General features: G+C 37.7%; 24 protein-coding genes and 1 pseudogene. 20 read left to right on the plus strand and 5 right to left on the minus strand.

Going from position 1 to position 20,031, the window contains the following annotated elements:
• Positions 1–341 precede the first annotated feature (341 nt).
• From QQK09_RS06075 to QQK09_RS06150, 16 genes and pseudogenes are all read left to right on the plus strand, one after another.
• Positions 342–905: a hypothetical protein gene (locus QQK09_RS06075; protein ID WP_284203221.1), complete on the plus strand. Its 564-nt coding sequence runs from the start codon at positions 342–344 to the stop codon at positions 903–905.
• A 117-nt stretch (positions 906–1,022) separates the two neighbouring features.
• Positions 1,023–1,748, plus strand: coding sequence for an HNH endonuclease (locus QQK09_RS06080; RefSeq protein WP_284203222.1), 726 nt, complete (start codon positions 1,023–1,025; stop codon positions 1,746–1,748).
• Positions 1,749–1,859: 111 nt separating this feature from the next.
• On the plus strand, positions 1,860–2,312 hold the full coding sequence (locus QQK09_RS06085) for a PaaI family thioesterase (RefSeq protein WP_284203223.1): 453 nt from the start codon (positions 1,860–1,862) through the stop codon (positions 2,310–2,312).
• Positions 2,313–2,469: 157 nt separating this feature from the next.
• Positions 2,470–2,799, plus strand: a complete 330-nt coding sequence (locus tag QQK09_RS06090) for a hypothetical protein (protein WP_284203224.1) — start codon at positions 2,470–2,472, stop codon at positions 2,797–2,799.
• Positions 2,800–2,891: 92 nt separating this feature from the next.
• A pseudogene (locus QQK09_RS06095) lies at positions 2,892–3,017 on the plus strand (DUF2391 family protein); the annotation flags it as partial.
• 152 nt (positions 3,018–3,169) lie between these two features.
• Positions 3,170–3,421: a hypothetical protein gene (locus QQK09_RS06100; protein ID WP_284203225.1), complete on the plus strand. Its 252-nt coding sequence runs from the start codon at positions 3,170–3,172 to the stop codon at positions 3,419–3,421.
• 89 nt (positions 3,422–3,510) lie between these two features.
• Positions 3,511–4,590, plus strand: a complete 1,080-nt coding sequence (locus QQK09_RS06105; protein ID WP_284203226.1) for an MBL fold metallo-hydrolase — start codon at positions 3,511–3,513, stop codon at positions 4,588–4,590.
• 130 nt (positions 4,591–4,720) lie between these two features.
• Positions 4,721–5,182, plus strand: coding sequence for a DUF2846 domain-containing protein (locus tag QQK09_RS06110; protein ID WP_284203227.1), 462 nt, complete (start codon positions 4,721–4,723; stop codon positions 5,180–5,182).
• 126 nt (positions 5,183–5,308) lie between these two features.
• Positions 5,309–5,605 (plus strand): hypothetical protein, encoded by a 297-nt coding sequence (locus tag QQK09_RS06115; RefSeq protein ID WP_284203228.1) that lies wholly within the window; start codon positions 5,309–5,311, stop codon positions 5,603–5,605.
• A gap of 213 nt (positions 5,606–5,818) precedes the next feature.
• Positions 5,819–5,911, plus strand: coding sequence for a DUF924 family protein (locus QQK09_RS06120; protein ID WP_284203229.1), 93 nt, complete (start codon positions 5,819–5,821; stop codon positions 5,909–5,911).
• A gap of 167 nt (positions 5,912–6,078) precedes the next feature.
• The gene (locus QQK09_RS06125; RefSeq protein ID WP_284203230.1) at positions 6,079–6,870 is read left to right on the plus strand and encodes a PhzF family phenazine biosynthesis protein; all 792 of its coding nucleotides are present in this window, start codon (positions 6,079–6,081) and stop codon (positions 6,868–6,870) included.
• Between the two features lie 130 nt (positions 6,871–7,000).
• On the plus strand, positions 7,001–7,624 hold the full coding sequence (locus tag QQK09_RS06130) for a LysE family translocator (protein WP_284203231.1): 624 nt from the start codon (positions 7,001–7,003) through the stop codon (positions 7,622–7,624).
• Between the two features lie 99 nt (positions 7,625–7,723).
• Complete coding sequence (locus QQK09_RS06135) at positions 7,724–8,035, plus strand: cupin domain-containing protein (protein ID WP_284203232.1); 312 nt, start codon at positions 7,724–7,726, stop codon at positions 8,033–8,035.
• 274 nt (positions 8,036–8,309) lie between these two features.
• Positions 8,310–8,912, plus strand: coding sequence for a hypothetical protein (locus QQK09_RS06140; RefSeq protein ID WP_284203233.1), 603 nt, complete (start codon positions 8,310–8,312; stop codon positions 8,910–8,912).
• Positions 8,913–9,138: 226 nt separating this feature from the next.
• Positions 9,139–9,630 carry a P-loop nucleotide/nucleoside kinase family protein gene (locus QQK09_RS06145; protein ID WP_284203234.1) on the plus strand — a complete coding sequence of 164 codons (492 nt, stop codon included), beginning with the start codon at positions 9,139–9,141 and terminating at the stop codon, positions 9,628–9,630.
• Positions 9,631–9,776: 146 nt separating this feature from the next.
• Entirely contained in the window at positions 9,777–10,289 is a 513-nt protein-coding gene (locus QQK09_RS06150) for a prepilin-type N-terminal cleavage/methylation domain-containing protein (protein WP_284203235.1), read from the plus strand.
• Positions 10,290–11,082: 793 nt separating this feature from the next.
• On the opposite strand, the gene QQK09_RS06155 is transcribed toward QQK09_RS06150, so the two are convergent.
• Together QQK09_RS06155 and QQK09_RS06160 are read right to left on the minus strand one after the other, a co-directional pair.
• Positions 11,083–11,352 carry a thioredoxin domain-containing protein gene (locus tag QQK09_RS06155; RefSeq protein WP_284203236.1) on the minus strand — a complete coding sequence of 90 codons (270 nt, stop codon included), beginning with the start codon at positions 11,350–11,352 and terminating at the stop codon, positions 11,083–11,085.
• Positions 11,353–11,420: 68 nt separating this feature from the next.
• Positions 11,421–12,188 carry a ferredoxin--NADP reductase gene (locus tag QQK09_RS06160; RefSeq protein ID WP_284203237.1) on the minus strand — a complete coding sequence of 256 codons (768 nt, stop codon included), beginning with the start codon at positions 12,186–12,188 and terminating at the stop codon, positions 11,421–11,423.
• 820 nt (positions 12,189–13,008) lie between these two features.
• Between QQK09_RS06160 and QQK09_RS06165 the strand changes: the two genes are divergently transcribed.
• From QQK09_RS06165 to QQK09_RS06180, 4 genes are all read left to right on the plus strand, one after another.
• Positions 13,009–13,992: a TRAP transporter substrate-binding protein gene (locus QQK09_RS06165; protein WP_284203238.1), complete on the plus strand. Its 984-nt coding sequence runs from the start codon at positions 13,009–13,011 to the stop codon at positions 13,990–13,992.
• An 80-nt stretch (positions 13,993–14,072) separates the two neighbouring features.
• Positions 14,073–15,362 carry a TRAP transporter large permease gene (locus tag QQK09_RS06170; protein ID WP_284203239.1) on the plus strand — a complete coding sequence of 430 codons (1,290 nt, stop codon included), beginning with the start codon at positions 14,073–14,075 and terminating at the stop codon, positions 15,360–15,362.
• The gene (locus QQK09_RS06175) at positions 15,362–15,934 is read left to right on the plus strand and encodes a TRAP transporter small permease (RefSeq protein WP_284203240.1); all 573 of its coding nucleotides are present in this window, start codon (positions 15,362–15,364) and stop codon (positions 15,932–15,934) included. The genes QQK09_RS06170 and QQK09_RS06175 overlap by 1 nt, the downstream gene beginning before the upstream one ends.
• A gap of 376 nt (positions 15,935–16,310) precedes the next feature.
• Positions 16,311–17,429 (plus strand): GGDEF domain-containing protein, encoded by a 1,119-nt coding sequence (locus QQK09_RS06180; protein ID WP_284203241.1) that lies wholly within the window; start codon positions 16,311–16,313, stop codon positions 17,427–17,429.
• 113 nt (positions 17,430–17,542) lie between these two features.
• Here the strand turns inward: QQK09_RS06180 and QQK09_RS19355 are convergent, their stop codons facing one another.
• From QQK09_RS19355 to QQK09_RS06190, 3 genes are all read right to left on the minus strand, one after another.
• Entirely contained in the window at positions 17,543–17,857 is a 315-nt protein-coding gene (locus QQK09_RS19355) for a helix-turn-helix domain-containing protein (RefSeq protein ID WP_431312582.1), read from the minus strand.
• A 73-nt stretch (positions 17,858–17,930) separates the two neighbouring features.
• Positions 17,931–18,686 (minus strand): substrate-binding periplasmic protein, encoded by a 756-nt coding sequence (locus tag QQK09_RS06185; protein ID WP_284203242.1) that lies wholly within the window; start codon positions 18,684–18,686, stop codon positions 17,931–17,933.
• A 309-nt stretch (positions 18,687–18,995) separates the two neighbouring features.
• Entirely contained in the window at positions 18,996–19,688 is a 693-nt protein-coding gene (locus tag QQK09_RS06190) for a DedA family protein (RefSeq protein WP_284203243.1), read from the minus strand.
• Positions 19,689–20,031 lie beyond the last annotated feature (343 nt).

Consider the following 20,031-nt stretch of genomic DNA (forward strand, 5'->3'; position numbering starts at 1 on the left):
GTTACTCAGTACATAGAGTCGTTAAGTAAAAGCGAGTCGCTTCGCATCGCCTTTTGATGTTCCTTAATAAGCAGAACTTCCTCAACGTTGATGCTGTTGGTTATGCTTAACAAACAACCATCCTAACAACGACAGCAACCAAGATGTAAAGCGTTGTTGGTAATCAGGAACGATGCGACTTAATGTTTGTGATTTAGTTTTGATGTTTGCTGTTAAGATGTTGATTTGATGTTTTAATAGCGTATTGTAATGGCAATATTAACAAATTTATATATTCCGTATTGTTAAGCTAAAGGCGGAATAGTTCTGTCTAATAAGTTGTTAACACTATAGGTGAATTTATGTCGAGTCTTGGTGGAATAGAAGCTGCTGATACGTTCAAGAAATACCACAAACTCATTTCAGAGGAAAGCGATAGGGGAGCTGTTATTTTGGCTGGGTCTATTTTAGATGTCGCTCTAGAAACGTTAATAGCTTCATATCTACTTCCTTCTATTAAAAAAGAAGACAAACTAATAAATGGCGCTTACGCTCCGCTTGGTAGTTTCTCCGCAAAAATAGAAATGAGTTATAGACTCGGGTTAATAAGACCTCGAGTTTTAGAACAATTACAATTGTTTAAAAAAATTAGAAATGACTTTGCACATCGAATTACCGATGCTCAGTTAAGTAGCGAACAAAATAAAGGACGAATGCAAGAGATCATAAATAGAACGCCTGATATTGAAGAGGCTTTTGTAGAAAGCATAAATGACGCATTTATTGAAAATGAAATTATTAAAGACAATAAAAACCTAATTTCCCTAATAGGTGTGCGACTTTCATTTGATCTATTATTTGCGTCGATGTGCATGTCATTAGAAAGAGTCTCTCTTGATATTGAACGAATCCAACCTCTTGAATAATATTGCTAACAAGAACTTTAAACGGAACATAAACAGTTGGCTATGTTTCGCTTCGCTACACAATTTTAGCCAACTATTTCTGTCCGCTTAAGTGGGCGTTATTTTGTGGGTGGAATTATGAATGAAAGTTACTCTTATATTAGGCCTCAATCAGTAAATGGTGAAAAACCTGAATATACTTTTTATCAAATGGATGATGCTGTTAAAGTTGTAAGAAAGACGAATAAAATTCGTTTCGAACATATATTTAAGAAAGGAGATTTGGTTCAAGGCCGTACGCTAAAAACATTTGGCTTTCTAGCTGGCTATAAGGAGAAACGTAGCGTCTATGCAACTAGCGAAGAATTTCCTGAATCAAATGCACAAAGCTTAGCAAACCAAATTGACTTTATTTATGAAAACGAGATCTCATCGGCAATAGAATATGATCTAGCTGAAATAATACTAGATTCGACAACCACAGCAACCGATAAAGAGTGCCTTGTTAAGGCACGTATTGGTCAAGGTGTGTTTAGAAGAAATTTATTTATAATGTGGGGTGGTTGTGCAGTTACGGGAGTTACGACAAAAGAGTTGCTAATAGCTAGCCATATACAACCGTGGAGTAAGTCTAATGGTAATGAACGCTTAGATGTATTTAATGGTTTCTTATTAATTGCTAATATCGATAAAGCTTTTGATTCTGGTTTGATTACCTTTGCTTCTACAGGAGAAATCATAATTTCTCCTTTATTTAATGATTATCATATGGCTGGCATTAGTACTGATATGAAACTCAAACTTCAACCTGAGCACGGAAAATATCTTAAATATCATCGTGAATTCGTATACAAAAATACATGACAAGGCGCTTAAAATTCAACTAAAACAGCGGGTTAGGTTTCGCTTCGCGACGCGATTTTAACCAACCATTTTTATCGCTTAACGAGGCGTTGGCCTCTAAGGAAATCATAGATGATCGATAAAGGTAGAATCCCCAAAGAGCTTCTCGCTATATTTGAAGATAAGCTCCAAGGTCGAAGTGAGGGTATCAGTGTTCCACCTCCTGTATTTGATACAATGAAAGGGGAGTTTGTGAATTATTCTGTTGAAAAAAATGTATTAGTAAATAGATTTCCTATATTAACAGAACACTTGAATCCATATGGAAATATGCAGGGAGGCATAGTCTCTGCCGCAATTGATAATACTATCGGCCCGCTTAGTATGTTGGTTTCAGCACCTAACTTTACACGTAACATGGAAGTAAAATATGGAAAAGTCATCAGCCCCGATCTTGAATATATTTATGTAATAGCCAAGTTTATTGAGAAAAAGAAACGGCAATTGTTTTTTGAAGCAACGGTCGAAGATAAAGATGGTAATAAACTTGCCACAGCTAAGTCAGTACATTGGGTGATAGACTGATATCCAATTGTTTTCCGAAAAGTCCTAACAAGAATTTTAAACGGATCATCATAAACAGTTGGCTATGTTTCGCTTCTCTACACTATTTTAGCCAACAATTTTAGCCAACAATTTCTGTCCGCTAAAGTGGGCGATAGGTCTCAAGGAGTAGGTATATATGGATATATTAATCGTTGTTGTAATACTTTTTGTATTTACAGTTGTCCCAGTTAAAGTTGGGGCTAATATTTTGAAAATTGAAGGCGCGACTTTGGGTATCTGCTTTGTAGCAGTACTACTTTCAGTTCTTGCTAATGCCTTAGCTACTGGCTTTATTGGTGAGGGATTCTTTCCGAGTTTTGTCGCTTTAATAATTACTGGTTTTTTCTTTTCTGGTTTGTTTAAAACGAATACTGTTACAGGCTTTGTACTTGCTGCTATTAGTGTTGGAGTGCAAATAGGTGTTGCGATGATTGCGGTAGGTTTAGGGTTTGCATTCCTAGCGTAGGATTAATCATACAAGGCGTTTAATCATAACTAAAACAGTTGGTTATATTTTGCTTTTCAGGACATTATAAGCAACAATTTTAGACCACTTAAGTGTTGTTATGCCTAAATAAATTGCCATTAGTTGAAGATCCAATAACGTCATTAAAGAGAATTATAGTCATTACTATGCCTGCTTCAATGGGGGCTATCGTTGTTGATAGTTTCGATAAAGAGTAGTTTATATTGATCTGCTATTTTATGTAGTGTTGCCATTTAAAACGCAGTTTAAACGCAACCAAAACAATGGGCTGTTTCGCTCTGCAGCATCATTATTACCAATAATTTTAGTCCGCTTAACGCGGTGTTTGAGTCAACATGAGGTATTACTAGTGAAAGTATTTACAATTTCATTTATTTTTTCAGTTATCACATTATTTATATTGGTTATTTTAGATAGTGGCTTATCAAACTTATATTGTGTTTGGCCGCTTCATCTTATTAAAGCGACTGGGTTATTGGGCAATGACGCTGACGTTTTTTATAATAATTGGTATGAGTTTTCAATGGCATTCTCTTTGCTGGCGCAAAGCACGGTGATATATGTTTTTACATTGAAGCTAAACACCGTCAAGCAGGTTTAAACGTAACGTCAACAGTGGGTCAGTGTTCGCTGCGCATGTTAGCCCATTGCAGTCTGCTTAATGCCACGTTGATTTGAGAGGGGAAAGTGATGAGCTATATAAAAATATTTATGAGTACCTTTTTATTATTCTCGCTATTAGCTGCGTGCTCCTCAACCTCGCCGCAACAGACAAAGCAAGCTTCATTAGATGGTAAACCTATACATCATACGCATAGCGGATATCAGAACCATCCCTTTGTAGAAACGGCGGCATCAAAACCGATCTCTTTTTATATTCGAAGAGCATGGGATTCGATATTTGTTCCTGACATCCCTGATGGCCATCAGCTAACCGCGTTACAATCGATGCAACTTTTAAACTCAATTGACGGCGATCGTGTGACTTGGTTGGGACATGCCAGTTTTTTGATAACAACCTCCGACGTGACCATTTTAACAGACCCTTTTTTATCAACATTTGCCAGTCCTGTTTCATGGGCAGGACCAAAACGATTTGTTGATTTACCCATCGCTATCAATGAATTACCACCGATCGATATTGTGATTGTGTCACATAATCACTATGACCACTTGGATGATAAAACGGTCAGGGAATTAGACAATAAAAATGAGATTCATGTGGTCGTTCCTTTAGGTCTGAAAGATTTTTTTATCGAGCGAGGTTATAGCAAAGTCACTGAGTTAGATTGGGGGCAGTCAGTCACTGTGGAAGGGATTGAGGTGACCGCAGAGCCTTCTGTTCATGATTCTGCACGCAGTACCTCTGATCATAATGATACGCTATGGGCTTCTTGGGTTATTGAAAGCGCCAAGCAGCGTATTATTTTTATTGGCGATACGGGATATTCAGACACACTCTTCAATGTTATTGGCGATAAATATGGCGCCTTTGATATTGCTATTTTACCTATCGGAGCCTACGAACCAAGGGAGTTGTTGTGGATGTCGCACACGACACCCGAAGAAGCTGTTTCTATCGGAACTGATGTTCGTGCAAAAACATTGATCGCATCTCACTGGGGAACCCTTTCTAGTCTATCAGATGAGCCATTATTTGAACCTCCGGTACGCTTTATGAAGGCGGGAGGTGATAGTGGATTTTCTGACAAGGATCTTTGGATAATGAAAGTGGGTGAAACGAGAGCGATTACACCTACAAATAACTAACAGACACTTAAATTGAATATTTTTAACTGATTATTATTGCCTAGTAACGAACACTATCCGTTTCGCTATTAGGCAATAAAATTTACCACGGAAGGTAATTGATATCTTCTCAATTTTTAAAGGAATAAAAATGAAAAAAGTATTACTCGCTACCATCGTCACCTCGGTCATTTTATCTGGCTGTTCTTCTGTGCCAATGGAATCAAAGGAACTCACTCAATCCGCACAATCCTTTAGCGTCCCTTCTGTAGAGAACTCTGGTATTTATGTCTACCGTAAAAATACAATGGTAGGTGCTGCTTTAAAGAAAGATGTCTTCATTGATGGTGCATGTATTGGCGAAACTGCGCCAGGAATATTCTTTTATCAAGAAGTTGCTGGGAATAAACCGCATACGATTTCGACAGAATCTGAATTTTCTAATAATGATTTGGTTATCAATGCTGAAAGTGGGCAACTCTATTTTGTAGAGCAATACATAAAGATGGGGGCATTTGTTGGGGGAGCAGGTCTACAAGCAGTAGATGAAAAAATAGGGAAAGAAGAAGTATTAAAGAGTCATTTAGCTAAGGCAGGAACCTGTAGCTTGTAGTTTTAACGAGACGGTATGACAACTTTTAAATGCAAAGCATCGTTATTAATCACTATTGTAGTGGTACAGTGATTTTATGCTTTGCAATGAACATGAACATGAACATGAACCTTAGGAGTATAGAAAGTGGGTAGCTATGCAATCATCTTTTTTATAGACGTGATCATCACTTCATTGTGTATGTACGTTGCAACTTCGCTCTCTTTTGTGAAAGCGGATCTGAAACCTTTATTAGCGATTGTGGCTATTGTGTCAGTTGTTGCGATGATACCAACAGTTGGCTGGATTTTTGGTATCATTTTATTTGTTTATTTATTAATGAAAGCCACAGATGCGGATATGATCGATTGTATTTGGGTGGTGGCATTCACTAAATTGGTGACATTTTTTGCATTGTTTTTACTGCAAAGCCTGTTTGCCTAAGCGTCGCTTTGATGGCGTGTGCTGACTAATACCAAAGGAATTAATAAAGTGATCATTCTTGCTAGTTAAAATTATCCCTAACTGCGTTGTGAGTTTTGAAGTGAGAACAACTATCTCCTGCAACTCACGCCTTATTAGTAATAATTTTTCCTACGCAAACTCTGATCACCTATTAAATTCCATTGGTATAATTAAATGCATTCAGTGAGGTGATTGTATTTTGAGCATAAGCACAAAAGCCTTATTGATCAATTTGGGCATTATCCACATCGCAATGTTATTTTAGGTCGTGTCTCTACCGAATAAGAGATCGAATTTCTCAAGCAAGAGAATGCTGGTTTTTAAGGTCAGGAATACAAGAAAGCGTTCAGAGGAAATGCTATTGTTTTTTTTCGCTCTGTTAACACATGTTAGCCAAAGCATTAAGCATTAAGTATTAGGCATTAACTAATTAGGTAAAAGGAGTTTACACATTGGAAATGGATATATTCGTTGTTGATGCATTTACAGATCAGCAATTTAAAGGAAACTCAGCGGCAGTTGTTCCCGTTAATGATTGGCTCTCTGATGCCTTAATGCAAAATATCGCTGCAGAGAATAATCTTTCTGAAACTGCATTCTTGAAGTGTGTCGGTAGCAATCAATATGAAATTAGGTGGTTTTCACCGTTAACTGAAATTGATTTTTGTGGTCATGCAACATTGGCATCCGCTCATGTATTGTTTCATGAGTTTGGGCTCAATAAAGAGATCGAATTTATTACAACCGAGGTGGGGCGTTTACGTGTTTTACTGAACGAGCAAGGTGAAATCGAAATGACATTCCCATCTCAAAAGCCGGATTTAGTCACTGTTGTCCCTGCGCAATTACTCGCAGGGCTGTCTAAAGCACCCGTTGAAGTATTAAAAAATAGACAAGCTTATGTTGTCGTCTTCAACAGTGAGCAAGATGTCATCGACGTTAATTATGATTCTGAACAACTTAAGCAACTTGCTCCCTTAGATGTGGTTGTGACTTCAGCGTCTAGTCAATACGATTTCGTTTCTCGTTATTTTTGGCCTGCAAACGGGGGTGATGAAGATCCTGTGACGGGTTCAATTCACGCCGGATTAGCGCCCTATTGGGCTGAAAAGTTAGATAAAAGTAGTTTACTGGCTTATCAGGCTTCGACGCGAGGTGGCGTGCTCAAATGTGTGGTATCGGAGCAGCAGGTTATTGTTTCTGGTAAAGGTGTGTTATATCTGAAAGGTAAGATCTACGTATAGTGGGAAATAGCCTCTAACGGGTGAGTTAAACGGAATAGGTGGTTGGCTCTATGTCGATGTTTAATACAACTAGCAGCAATCATTATGATCCACTTAATGTGGAGGTTATACCTACTGGAGTCGACTAATAATGGAAATGAATACATTAATATTGTTTGTTATTGCTGCGTTATCTATCAACCTGATCCCTGGGCCTGATGTGATTTATATTGTGACTAACACAATGAAAGGAAAGATGAAGTCTGGCATTAAAGCGTCATTGGGGCTGGGTGTTGGTTATTTAATTCATACCTTAGGGGCTGTTTTTGGCCTATCTGCGTTGATTTTAAGTTCTGCATTTTTGTTTACGGTTATAAAATATTTAGGCGCTATTTATTTGCTCTATCTTGGTGTTCAATCACTGCTTAATTGTTATAAAAACCAATCGAAAATATGCATTGAAAACACAGATTCAAAACAACATAATGTTTTCAAGCAAGGTGTCATTGTTAGTGTGTTAAATCCAAAAGTTGCGATGTTCTTTTTAGCTTTTCTGCCGCAGTTTATTAACCCAAATGCACTGGATGCAACAACTGATTTACTTACCTTAGGTTTATTATTTAGCGCGTTGGCAACCTGTTGCAACTTATTCTATGCCAGTTTAGGATCGTTTTTATTTAGCAGCCCCAAAGCCTTGAAATACTCAAGAGTCCTTGAGGGAGTATCTGGCACTATTTTAATCGCGTTAGGTGCAAAGATAGCGTTGAGTAAATAATAGTCAGTGGCTATGTTTCGATGCGTTACACACATTTAAACAACAATTTTTTGTCCGCTTAGTGCGGATTATTTTTATTCTTTATAATTGGGAAATGATATGGACATCATCAGAAGTAAAGCGTTTAAGTCTGAACGCGCTTGGGGCGCAAGAGATATCGCTAATATGAATGGCATTACGACGCGCCTACATTGGACCGATCAACCATATAAATGGCATGTAAATGACGGCGAAGAGGTGTTTGTTGTTTTAGATGGCATCGTTGATATGTTATTTAAGAAAAATGGTATTGAGCAATCAGTGATGCTTGAAATAGGGGATATATTTTATGCTTCTATTGGTACTGAACATGTTGCGCATCCTCGTGGTGAAGCGAGAATTTTAGTGGTTGAATCAGAAGGAAGCGTATAACCGTTTAATGAAGCGGATATTATGTGACTTGCGACTAGACTCCTCCCTCCTGTACACACCCATATTCTAGGCACTCTTTTAAGGTGTTATAAAACAAAGGCTAGCAGACGTTATATTGATGCGACGCCTTGACAAAATAGGCGTTGTTACTAAGGTCTCTAGTAACGTTAAAATCACTTTAGGAAAACACAATGCCAACAACGATTGTTTTGTGGTGCTTATATGTACCACTTTTTATTGCATTAATATGGCTAGTCGCCCAAGAGGATAAATAATGCTAACAGGACATTATGCCACGGCGCTTATACCCTATGAGCTAACGAGAAAGGAACAACGTGTCGGCTTTTGGCTTTTCTTACTTGCTGCTCAATTTTTAGATGTGTTGATGCTTTTGTTAATATCGGTCAATATCGAGAGCTTTAATCCCCCTAATTTTTTTGAAGCATCATTTTCAACAATAACCACCAATATGTTTGTCAGCCATGATCTTATCCCTGTAATAGGTTGGGCGGTGTTGTTTGGCCTTGTTGTCTGGGGGATCACAAAGAAACCAGTCGTTGCATTATGGTGTGTTGGCTTGATCGTTTTTCATGAGCTGTGTGATTTTATCGTTGGTTTTGAACACTTCGTATTTGGTACAGACACTGCACCAATTGGGTTTGCGTTATACAGTAACGCGCCTGTCGCTGGGATGCTGCTAGAAGCTGTGATGTGTTTGGCGATTGTTCTTTGGTTTACTCGTAAAAGGGCGAATGAAGGCAATCCCGTTTCAATGATGGTGAAAGTCGGTTTATATGTGATTCTTGTCGGCGGGGCATTATCGACAATACCTGTTGCTACACAGTCACTGAATTCGCTCTTTGGTTTGTCGATATAGCTTTAGATTGAGCATACTGGTTTGATAAGCGCATCATTTTCAAAGAACGAATAGGGTGCATTATTTTTTCTTCATTAATTACTCGCGAAACTTATTGTACTGCTATCAAACCTTGCTTCTGGGCGTTTCGTGTCTTATTAAAGTCAATAATGTTTGTCTGTTCACGTTGCCTTAATTTTATAATCGGTATCATCACTGATAACAATAAATAGAGGTGCTTGCCATTATGTCGCGAACAAATACCGTTGGAAAAATTGTCCTATTAATAGGAAAAGTCGCCTGTGGGAAAACTACCTACGCGAGAAAAATGGAAAAACAACAAAGGGCAATCTTTCTCTCACTTGATGAACTTCAACTTTCTGTCTTTGGTGACGTTCCAGCAAGAGAACAGCTTGATAGCAGTTATGCGGGCTGTTGCGAATATCAAAAACGTTTAGCGATTAAACTCATCAATGAAGGAATCGATGTTTATTTAGACTGGGGTTTTTGGCAAAAATCGGCACGTAAAGAGATCCGCACTTTTTTTGAAAATGAAGGGATAGTAGTTTATCAATACTACTTTGATATTCCTTTAGCTGTCAGGCATGAAAGAAACCGCAAACGAAATGCAGCTGACGACCAACATTCTTTTAAAATTGAAGAGAAAGATGTGTTATTTTTTGATGGTTTTTTTGAAGCACCTGAACAAGATGAAAACGATAAAATATTCAAGGTGTAAACATATATCTATTAAGAGTGTTAAACAAAAAATAAAACAGTTACTTAGGTCATGTTTTTGTCTATTTTAGCTCACTGTCTTATTGCCTCTGAAAGAGGTGTTAGTTATTCTCTGCTCGGTTATTAATATCTGATGAGGTTATCGAATTGTTTAAACAAAAAGGTTTTACATTAATAGAGTTGGTCATTGTTATTATTATTTTGGGCATACTCTCAGCAGTCGCGTTACCAAAATTTATTAACCTATCTTCAGATGCACGCATTGCTGTATTAGATGGTTTGTCTGCATCAATCAGAACAGCTGCTGATCATGCCAGACTTAAGGCGAGTATTGTCGGTGCTGAAAAAAATCCGCGTAGTTCATCATCCAATTTACCTGAAGTCATTATTAATGGTCAGTCAATGGAATTAAAATATGGCTATCCTGAGGCCTATGCAGAAGGATCTGATGCAGGCGATATCCTCGATTTAATTGAGATAAGTGAAGAGCTTGAAGTCTGTTACAGCACAGGCTGTGTCTCGGGTAATAGCTCTAGGGTGAAAATTGGATTTGATACGACAGAGGACACCGGTTGTTATGTTCGCTACAGTGAACCCGGTGGGACAGGTGCGGTATCAACAACGGAATATGGGTTAATTATCGTCAACGAAGGGTGTTAATGTTGTGTTGCTTCCTCTTTGTTACTCTTTAAGTTGTGCTCATTGTCTTTAAACTAGGTATTAAGTGAATAATGGAATGGTATTCATTTTACGGTCGACAAGAAGGGCTTTTTATTACTGAAACATTGCCTATAAGTGTTGCTCTTTAGTATTTATTAATCTAAACTTAATGATAATCAATATCATTAAGTTTTCTTAAGTAGGAGTATAACATGTCAGAATTAAGTCCTCTATTTCGTTGGGTAGCCATCATCTCTTTTTCGGTTTTATCATTGATGGTTATTGTGCCAATCGCTTGATCATTACCTAAACCATTTATATTTACGGCTCGTGCTGTTGATCAAAATGAACACATTTAATGAGCGTAAACGAAATAAGAACAGACATATCTAGCACCTATATACTAGCTATCTACTACCTATCTTGTAGCGGTGCAGAGGTAAGTTAAGTTGTTCTTGTATCAAAATTAATAATCAAGTTAAGGGCGCTTTAACGAGCAGCATAAATGCTTATCGTTAACCTGTAGAACCACAATCCTATTTAATCATTTCTTTTGTCGCCCAACTATTTTCATCTAAGCGTAGCGACTCTGTGGTCAAATATGTTTTTCATTTCACAATAAAAAGTGACCTATTTTCCACTAAAAAGTAAAAGCACCATCAGTTGTTGAAAAAGAGAATAGATACTGACCTGTGTTGTTGATGGATCTGGATAATACGTAATATTAGCGAGGACTGTGCGTTTGTCTGGCCTGTTGCATTTTTCTGCGTAAAAGCTAATGATCGAACAGTTGTTACAGGCTTTGATGGTTACCAATGTACTCAAAGGTAAAGCTATTACCATCTGTTAATAACGATCGTTTATAAACAGCGGGTATTTGGATCTCTCCCATTTTCCAACCTCTGCTTTTACTGAGCTTGCCTAATAACTGCTTGGCTTTTTTATCTTCTTTAATGTTAATAAAAACATATTGCTTATCATTGTTATCGCACAGTGTTTTGGCTAGTTCGCAACCCATGCAGTTACCAAAACCATAGATAAAGTATTCAGGGTGTATGTTCATTATGTTTTACTCTGGTCTGGGCTCTGCATTGAGCCCGGTAGTGGATATTATTTGTCTGTTCGGTACTTTTACCAGTAATTCTCTGAGGTAAAATGTCCTGCCTGACGGCGTAAGTGTTTTCTATACCCCATCTCTTCTAATGTCTTTCGACTATCTCGTACCATCTCTGGATTGCCACAAATCAAAAAGAAACTGTGTGAAGGATCTAGCTTCACGTTACAGACTTCTGCTAACGCGTTTGATGATAATAGGGCAGGGATTCTCCCCGTTAGTGCATAGGGGACCGTTTCACGAGATACGATGGGGATGTAATGAAAACGTGGCCCCAGTCTTTTTTGTATCGCCGCAATACGATCTCGATAAACTAATTCAGTTTCTTGACGTACTGCATGCACTAATACTAAGTGGTCAAAGTGTGTTAACGATTGCGGATCTGCAAGCATTGAAAGAAAAGGTCCAATTGCTGTTCCCGTTGATAACATCCAGAGGTCACGGGCAGTATCAGGTATTTCATCTATCGTCATGAAACCGGCAGGATCCTCACCGACATAAATGCTATCGCCTTGCTGTAACGTACTTAGGCGTGGCGATAATTCACCATCGGGTACCGTCACTAACAAAAATTCCAATAATTCATCGTGAGGTGCGTTAACAAGTGAGTACGCTCTTCGAGGCCATTCGCCTGTTTCTGTTGGCAGGGCTAATTTAGTAAATTGTCCTGCTTTAAAAGGTAATATATTTACTTTCATTTTTAGGCTAAACAGGCGCTCAGTCCAATTAATACGTTCGACAATGGTACCTTCAATTAGACCGTGGGGAGTGGATTTATTTTTCATCGTATTTCTCCGTTGTTGTCATTAAATGAAAGGAGGCTGCGTCACCCTCTTTATTTCATACTATATAGAAATAAACATACTCACAAGTCAAATCGAAGTGATATCCATTATCGTTTGTGGGTTTGTTTTTTTGTATGATTTTTGTTTATTGAAGGAAGGTTTATCTGCAGGATTTGAGTTACGTCAAAAATGGATGGTGATTGAATTCGATAGACGCATTGTTGATATTAGTTAATTTATTGTTTTGAGTCTTAGTTATGGCATTTGTTATCGCTGTGTATGAAATTTAGACAAAAAGTGAGAGCTAACACTGCGATTTTTATGTTTCTTTATTGTTATATTATTGTAATACAACAGACGGGTTTCTAATTAATTCGTAAGCATTATTTTTGTTTTATTTACTTGTGGGTAAGGTATTTGTTGGCTTTCTTTGCGTTTATGGGTGGTTGTTAATTGATTTAACATGCTGTTAATTGTGATTTATTTTTATTCAGTTGTATTTACCTATTTCATGAATATATTTTTATTTCTAGTTTTACATTTTTCGGGTTAATGATGCCTAAAAGTATATTTGAAGTGTTTTTTGTTTAGTTGTAATGATATTTTTAAAACAGTGGGGCATCGTAAATGTGGATTTTTATTCATGAGATTATGTTTCCCACTTACAAATTCCATCCCTTTAGCATTGCTGTTTTGCTGCAGGGAGAGACTACAAAATTTGCATGTTTATTATTTCAAGTAGATGTGCATTTCGAATGTTTTAAGTTATTAAAACATTCAAAACAAAGCAAGAAAACTTATAATCTATTAGGAGTTAACTATGCGTTCTAGTTTGAAAAAAGGTTTAGCGTCGGCATTATGTTTGGCGTGGGCATCTACTGCTTATTCTGCTGTTGAATTTAAACTCGGTCACTTTGGATCTGAAAACCACCCATCCCACATTGCTGCTATGCAGTTTGCGAAACAAGTTGAAGCACGTACTAAGGGGGAAGTTGAGGTTGAACTGTACCCTAATAATGCCTTGGGTAGTCCACCAGAAGTCCTTGAACAGGTGATCATGGGCGTGGTTGATATGAGCCTTTCAGGACAAGATCAACTTGCGAAACATGTTCCTTTATTTGACACCGTTAGTATTCCTTTTTCACTGAGTAATGCAGAGCATGCTGACCGTGTTTTAGATGGTCCCTTTAAAGAATGGGCTGCGCCTGAACTGGATAAAGTAGGGCTTGTTTACTTATCTAGCTGGGATTGGGGCTTCCGTCAGTTAACCAACTCTGTGCGTCCTATTTTATCGCCTGCCGATATTAAAGGCTTAAAAATTCGAACGCCACCTGCAATGACTTATCAAGCTGCGATGCAAGCGATAGGTGCAAATGTACAAACCATTTCGTTTAGTGAACTTGTTATGGCAATGCGTCAAGGTGTTGTTGATGGTCAAGAGAATCCGATTGGTGTTATTTACAATCTGAATCTCTATGAATCTCAAAAATACATTTCAATTATCAACTACTTGTATAGCTCAATGGTGCATGTTGTTTCTAAAGATGCTTGGAGTCGTTTAACACCTGAACAACAAAAAATAGTTCGTGAAGAATCTGACTCGGCACGTTTGTTAATGCGTAAACTATCACGCGCTGAAGAAGTGAAACAAATTGCAGATATGCGTGCGAAAGGTATTGTAATTGATGAACCTGATCTTGCACCTTTCCAAGCAATGATGGGCCCTGCATACGATCAAATTAAGAAGAAAGTAGGTGTTGATAATTTCGATAAATGGATTGAGATGACTGAGTCGGTTAAATAAACCCACGATTTAGATATTTCATTACCCTTGGTTTCGCCTTCTAAAGGCGAAACCTTTCGTTATAACAGGTGGTGCCTCTTATGTTGACCTTAGCTATATTCGGCGTTCTCATTTTCCTACTTTTAATTAATGTTCCTGTTGTGGTTGCGATAGGACTCACTTCTGTGATGTTTTTTGTTGGCCTTGGTGATGCACGCCTTTTAGCAATGCTGCCCCATCGTATGTATTACGGCACCACAGGTTTTACATTATTGGCGATCCCATTTTTTATTTTGGCGGGAAACCTAATGAATACCGGCGGTATTACGGATCGTATTTTCCGGTTCGCACAATCGATGGTAGGGCATATTTCTGGTGGTATTGGTCAGGTTAACATTGTTGCTAGTGTTATTTTCTCGGGTATGTCTGGATCGGCGGTTGCAGATGCGGCTGGCCTAGGGCAGATAGAACACAAAGCAATGGTGGACCAAGGTTATGATCCTGCAGATTCTGCAACACTTGTGGCTGCGTCTTCGGTCATTGGACCGGTTATTCCCCCGAGTATCCCCTTTGTACTTTATGGTTCAATTACTAGTGTGTCGGTAGCGCGTTTATTCTTAGCCGGTTTTGTCCCTGGTGTGATGATGGCTCTTGGTATGATGATTGCGCTAGGCATTATTGCTAAACGTAAAAATTATCCTCGTGCTGAAAGTAAAGCCCCATTTAGAGAGCGCTTATCCGCATTTAATGGTGCATTTTGGCCATTGATGGCGCCCGTGATTATTGTTGGTGGCATTATGAGTGGTTTTTTCACTCCCACCGAAGCATCCGTTGTGGTGTGTGTATACGCTGCAATGTTGGGTTTTTTCTACAAAGATTTAAAACTAAAAGAAGTACCTGGCATTATTTATAAATCTATTACTCAATCGGTGAGCCTATTATTTATTATCTCGGCAGCCAACTTTTTTGGCTGGTTAATTATCCATCAGAAACTGCCAGACAGTATTATCGAAACATTGGTTGGTTATGGTGCGACGCAGTCGATTGTGATGTGGATTGTTATCGGTATCGTATTGACCATGGGATTATTTTTAGAAGGGAATGCTATCTTCCTGATTACATTGCCATTGTTCATGCCAATCGCGACGATGTTCGACATTGATTTAGTTAATTTTGGTGTGGTGATGGTATTACTGATTATGATTGGTAACTTAACACCACCCGTTGGCATGTGTTTGTTTGCCGTAGATAGTTTTGCAAAAGTTGGCATGCCTGCCTTAGCTAAGCGCGTATGGCCTTACCTGTTAATGATATTTTTAATCACATTACTGATTGCATTTGTACCCAATATTGCGCTGTTTTTACCAAACCTTGTGATGGGAGAAGTGTAATGATTACTCTACTAAAAACGATTGATATTTGGGTGCAAAGGATACTTCGTTATATCGCCATGACCATGTTTGCGGTACTGGCTCTTTTATTGATTGCTAATATTTCATTGCGCCTGATTAATGATTTTGTTCAATTTTTACTTGGCCATGGCTTGGATGGCATGGCTAACTTAATTCAAAGCGTGGTGACCATTAACTCTTTTTATTGGTTTGATGAGATTATCGAACTCAGTTTTGCTGCGTTGGTTTTTTATGGGGCAGCAGGGTTGTGGTGTGCAAAACTTCATTTTTCAGTTGGAGATTGGATAAGCCCGCGTATTAAAAATGAACGTTTAAAGCATTTTTATACTTTGGTGATTCTGCTCATCTCTGCCACCTTTATGGCTATATTATTTTGGTATTCACTAAAGTTAACCTTAAGAACCCATCAGGTAACCACTGCGTTTCAAATTAAACAGTGGGTACTCTATTCCTGTATCCCCATTTCTGCGTTTATTATGTTGTCCTATTCAATAGTCGATGTGATTATTGAAGCCAAGCGATTTGCTTTTGGATCGGACCAACCTTCGTGAATGTTACGTGAATAACAAGATTTAAAAACGGAATTTATGCATTGGCTTAAGTTCCGTCCCTCAACATCATAATTCTTCATTTTAGTCTACTTGAACAAGTATTAACTACTATTTTTATAAGGTTATGTAAATTAGCTTGATTTTTCAATTGCTTGTGTGAACAATAAAACTATTTTGATATTTGATCAGCGTTTAAAAATGCATTTAGTTGCTCGCTTTATTAACTACCTGCAATGAAAGCGCTTTAATCAATATTAATACTTCGTTTTTAAATGCTTTAAAAATACCGTTAGGTTGAAACATATTATATTGCGATGTTAGTAGCATGTTAATTTTAAATAATAAACTAGCAAATAATCGCTAAGGAGAGCTGTTTTTGCATAATTTTAATGAGTTGTTTTTTCGGGAACACCAAAAACAGATGCGAAAAACATTACCTTCTTTTTCGAAGGCGCTGTTTTGCTTTTATGCTATTTTGGCCTGCGCTCATCCTTTTTTTGTTCCACCTCCCCATCAATGGTCGATGAGTCTTATCTCTGGTATTTCAGCTATTATTTTTATGCTCTGTTCTGTTTATGTAAGGCACAAAGACCAACAGTTATCAGAAAAGAATATTGTCGTTGTTATTTGTACCATGGCTATTTTAGCCATCGCGAATACTTTTTTGCACTTGGTACTGACAACGGATTTACTTCAGAGCACTAATGTACTGTTTATTTGTGTCGCACTGTCCGCGGTAGGTTTCTCAATACGTGCCTTTCTGATTTTTCTCATTTTTATTAATTGCTCATGGTTAGCGATTGTCTGGTTTTTTAATTTGACTTCAGACCCTGCTTTTACGCATTTTGTTTTTACAATGATCATAGGCTCCTTTATTAGTGCATTGTTAGCGAGAACAAGATATAAACTGCTGCAATTTTCTGTGATGGAGATAATGCGCAGAAAAGATGTCGAAACCAAACTGCAAGTCGCCAATAACCTATTAAGTAAAAACGCTAATTTAGACCCGTTAACGGGTCTTCCCAATAGAAGATTTTATGACTCATTTTTAAAAGGAAAGTGGCAAGAGGTCATCGAATCAAAAGCGTCCATTAGTTTAATCATTATCGATATTGATCATTTTAAAACATTTAATGATGACTATGGTCACCAAGTGGGGGATGAGGTGTTAGTGGTTGTCGGGAAAACACTGGCACAATGCATTCGCGCTTCAACGGATCTTATTGCACGTTATGGCGGAGAAGAGTTTGTCGCGATTGTTCCAAATATGAGTGAACATAAGACACTGCAATTAGCAGAGCGAATGCGTCAGCAAATTTCTGCGTTGGAGTTTAAAAGCAAACAAATAACGATTAGTCTTGGCTCAGCAACTGTTCACCCAGATCAGACGAGTGATTTAGCCTCTCTTTTCAAACAAGCGGATCAAGCGCTTTATGATGCTAAAGCACAAGGAAGGAATAGAGCCTGTCATGCAAAATCTGATCTAGGTAAATAATAAAAAGCAGGGGAGCTATTAGTGGGACTTAACAGCAGAGGTTAATTTTTCAGCCATTAATGTTGCCTCTCTTGTATTAATTAATAGCACTTTTATATTCCCTAAACCTACTCTTACTCACTTAGTTTCTCTTTATTGCGGTAATTACTCGGTGTGATGCCCATAATATCTTTAAACATAGAGCTAAAATAATTACTGTCTGAGTAACCTACTTGGAAGGCAATATCTGTAATACAGATATCAGAATAGAGTAATAGTTGGATCGCATTTCTGATACGTATTTTGTGTAAGTATTGGTTAAAGGATTTATCGGTATGCTTTTTAATATCGCCACTTAAGCGTCTTGTAGACAGAGTGGTTCTCTGATCTGCACCGAGTATGTTAGATCGATAAACTAAGCTATCTACCGACGTTAATGGTTTTGCAATCTCATCATTCCAAAGATAATTAACATGCTTAAACTGTTATTGACTGATATAAAGGGGCGTTAACACATTAATTTTATTGTTTTAACCTTCTAACGTTACTGAATATTTCAGCAATACGACCATCAGATTTCATCTGTTTTAATGTATCCGTTATCATCGGAACAAGGTGAGCATTTTTCTTGTTAAGGTAATGATATATATGAATAGTAGCAACATTATCTTCCAATATAACGACTTCAAGTGAGTCATCATTGACATACTTCATGCCTCTTTTCTTCCCTGAAACAATAACTTGAGTTCGTCCCATATTAAGTTTCTGGAACAATTGCTCAGTGTTGTCAGATGGCTCTGCATGAAAGTTAAATTGCTTCATTGCCTTTTCAATAAACTTAATGCCGCGGATATGGCCAACAGCGTAATCTTTTGGAATACTTTGCCAGCCATTGACGGTGAATGAATTTTCTTGTTTCGTGAAGAGATAGATAAGTCCCTCGCGAAGTACAATATCGATACGAATTAGGTCCTTATAAATATTCTCAATACTTTTTTCCCCGAAGGCGACGCCATCTGTCACCCCATAATTTGCATAACGAAGTGACCGCAATTCAGGGTAGGGTTTGATCTCTATTTCTACTCCTATCGATTGATAAGCTTGTTGCAGTATTTCTGTTATAGGTAAAATAAGGGGAGAGCCAAAGCTAGCGGATAAAGTCAGCTTCTCTGTCGCTGCGGCTGACGTTTTACTTGCTAGCAAAAGTACGAGAGTAATAACATACAGAAAGCACTTTATGAGAGATAAAGTATGTAAGTTTAAATTTTTTAATTTCATATTTACACTCCATAAATCATAAAATTATATGCTTAAGCATAGCTAATTTTACGTTATAAAAAATGTAAATACCGTTGTTAACAGCGCAAAATCAGTGTCTCTTACTACTTCTACTAGTCTGTTTTTTTTAAATACGCTAGGTATTGCTCACCAGAAATCCCTTACGGGCTTATTGCTGGTGAGTCTGTTTTTAAAAGGAAATATATGGATGCCTCGGTTATTGCAAGTTTTAATGAGGGTAATAGTGAGCAATCATGCATATGACAGTTACATACCAATCCCAAAATAGGTTTTTACAAGAGCAGTTGATCACTTTTCTCTGATGTAGTCACCCTCGTCATTGCACCTCTTCAATTTACTGGTCGTCGTTCTGTTAGCAATTAAGCGATAGAGGACAAGTGCACTCGTTGAGAGAAACAGGCCAATGGTGAGTAGAGCAAAGCCTTTAAAGAAATAACTACCCAACCCGCCTAAATTAACATAGGCGTAAAAAAATTGGCTGATAAATGACAGGCTCAGTATCCAAGCAAAAGAGCTTGCGATGCACAACATTCCTACCTCTTTTTTGGCAAACTTTTTCATTCCCATAAACATCGGCACTAATACACGCACAAAGGGGATAAATTTTGATACAAACAGAGATAATAATCCAAAGCGTGCGACCAGTTGCGTGGCTTTGTTAAGGTGTTGTTCGCTGACCGCCTTTGTTAACCAGTTATTAACCGATCCATTACTTAACCATTGCCCCTGTAAAAAGGCACAATATGTCCCTAATGCAGATAATAATGGTAATAAAATGAGCTGCATGTAAGGATCTATTACCCCATTAGTGGCCAGTAACATGCTAAAAATAATAAGTGAATCACCAGGGAGGGGTAAAAAAACAAAAGCAGATTCTAAGAATATAATGATACAAAGTGCAGCGATAATATATGTTTTGACATCACCCTCAGATAAAAAAATGAAATCTTGTGACCAAATTGCGGATAACACTTCGAACATAAAGGACCTTTAATAAATAATGGTGTTTAGATTAGGAAATAGCCGAAATGCTCAATGGGAGAGCGGCACGATAACTAAAATCCATTTCTGCTGCTGCGCTTAGCGGTCGCAGAGGTATTTCTATCCATATATTTATTTTCTTTCCTAGCGTTCATAAACTTATCACTAAGTTTACTAGGCTCACTATAAACTGCAGAGCAATTTTAAAATATGAATTAAAGAAATTCATATTTGCACTTAAGAGCTTAAAGGTAACCGCTAAACCTAGTGACACATTTTAAGCGCAATAAGATATTAGGCTTTAAGATGAATGAATTAGAGTTAATTACATTTAAAACAAGTA

This window comes from Psychromonas marina, assembly GCF_030161115.1.
Taxonomy (GTDB): Bacteria; Pseudomonadota; Gammaproteobacteria; order Enterobacterales; family Psychromonadaceae; genus Psychromonas; species Psychromonas marina.